Source organism: Shewanella sp. 4_MG-2023, assembly GCF_030548015.1.
Lineage (GTDB): Bacteria > Pseudomonadota > Gammaproteobacteria > Enterobacterales > Shewanellaceae > Shewanella.
This window is the reverse complement of the sequence record NZ_JAUORL010000074.1, coordinates 1-1,679: the sequence shown is the minus strand read 5'-3', so window position 1 is coordinate 1,679 and position 1,679 is coordinate 1. Positions and strand designations below refer to the sequence as shown.

2 protein-coding genes are annotated in these 1,679 nt (G+C 41.6%); both read left to right on the top strand.

Features of this window, described 5'->3' with window-relative positions; all coding sequences use genetic code 11:
* The first annotated feature begins 508 nt into the window (after window positions 1-508).
* Entirely contained in the window at window positions 509-724 is a 216-nt protein-coding gene (locus Q4546_RS19095; protein WP_303446850.1) for a hypothetical protein, read from the top strand.
* A 124-nt stretch (window positions 725-848) separates the two neighbouring features.
* Window positions 849-1,628: a class I SAM-dependent methyltransferase gene (locus Q4546_RS19090; RefSeq protein ID WP_102520712.1), complete on the top strand. Its 780-nt coding sequence runs from the start codon at window positions 849-851 to the stop codon at window positions 1,626-1,628.
* The last annotated feature ends 51 nt before the right edge of the window (window positions 1,629-1,679 follow it).

The window sequence follows — 1,679 nt, the reverse complement described above, 5'->3', positions numbered from 1 at the left end:
ATAACTTAGCGATGGTATCTTTGAAGTTTGAATTGAGCAGCCTGGAACATTATTGTGCTGCTATTGAATAAGCTGTTCTTGACCTGCGGTAGACGATTTTTAGCAAAAAAGAAGTGATATTTAAGTCTAACCGAAGGAATAGATAGAGCCAAACGTGATGGAAGAAGCGCCTAATTTATGATAGCTTGAAGGCACTTGCTAAGGCTCGTAAAGCAAAGCTTTTAAAGAGACCTGCAATTGACTTCAAGTAAAGCAGCGATGCTTCCCTCACGCCGCAGGGGGCATCAATTAAGCCCCAAGGGCATGGAATATGAACTCACGGATTGAGTAGCGATAACCTCCTCTCTCCGAAAGTAAAGAACAAGCCGTTACACGAGACCTTCGGCTCGTGAACTAAATCGTTATGTTTACTATGAATACTGTTGAATGTTCTGAACATTGTGAATCACCAAACAATTGGCCTTTTTCATTTCCTGCCAATACAGGTGCTGTCACAACAAGATTTGTTATGAGTGGCGAACATCCCATTGTTGAAGTACTGCATTGGGATGATGGTGGTTGGCAATTTATGTGTAATACAACTGAGAACGCCGATGATGGATTAGTGGTTTGTATGGGCTGTTTATATAAAAAATTCCCATGGATATCTAAATTCAAAGATCTCGCACCTAACCATTCGGTTTATTTAGAAAATAGTGATTGGCAAATAGAAGAGTTAGAGTAAACATAACAAGCGCCTCAACAAAGGACGTAAAAAGCTTTGCTTGCGTCACTTCGTTCCTAATTTTAGCCAAGCATTTTACGCCTGTTAGGCGGGCGTTAGATTTTAGAAGTACACGGAGAAGTTAGTGAACCTTTTTCAAGAGTATGAAAAACAACAGAATTGGAGAGGCTGGGAACGCTATCTTCAGTTTATACCTCTGAGTCAGGATGACTCGGTTGTAGATCTTGGTTGCTCCGTCGGTGATGTGTCCCGACTTTTTTCGTTCCGTGTTAAAAATGTTTTAGGAATAGATATCAATCAGGAATTCATTGATTTCTGTGAGTCGAATAAAAGCAGCAATGAAACGTTCATATGCACTGATTTTCTAAGTTTTGATAGCCTGTCCGTCGAATCGGTAAACGGAATTTGGAGCAGCTTTTCTCTTTCATATCTTCGCAAGCCACTCGATTTTTTGATTTCTGTAAATTCGTCTATGAATCAAGGAGGGTGGATCGCATTGCTTGATGTCTCCTGCTTTATTTCCGGAAATCTTGAAAAAAACAGCAAATACTACGAAAGAGTGAGGCGCTTTGAACTTGAATCATACAAATCTGGCATTTATGACTTCAATTTTGGTGCGAAGATGCAAGGCTTGTTGCAAAGTGCCGGCTTCGAAATAGTGCATGTTGACAATGATGTTACTGACCCCGAGCTAAATTTCTCTGGTGCGGCACCTACGGAAATTATTGAAGGTTGGGCTGCAAGGCTCAATAGAATGCAAAGATTAAAAGAAAAGTTAGGGGCAGAATACACTGAATTTTGCCAAGAGCTACTTTCTGGCCTTGGCTCTGAGCAACACGAAAAACGAGAGAATGTAAGGTTCGTCGTAGCTAAAAAATCTAATCGGGTAGCCGGAGGTATCTAACCTCCAGCCCCCACACCACCCTGCATGCGGCTCCGCACAGGGCGGTTCATT

Excerpts from the sequence above, each read along its gene's own strand:
- Q4546_RS19095 (WP_303446850.1), top strand. The coding sequence starts at position 509 with ATGAGTGGCGAACATCCCATTGTTGAAGTACTGCATTGGGATGATGGT.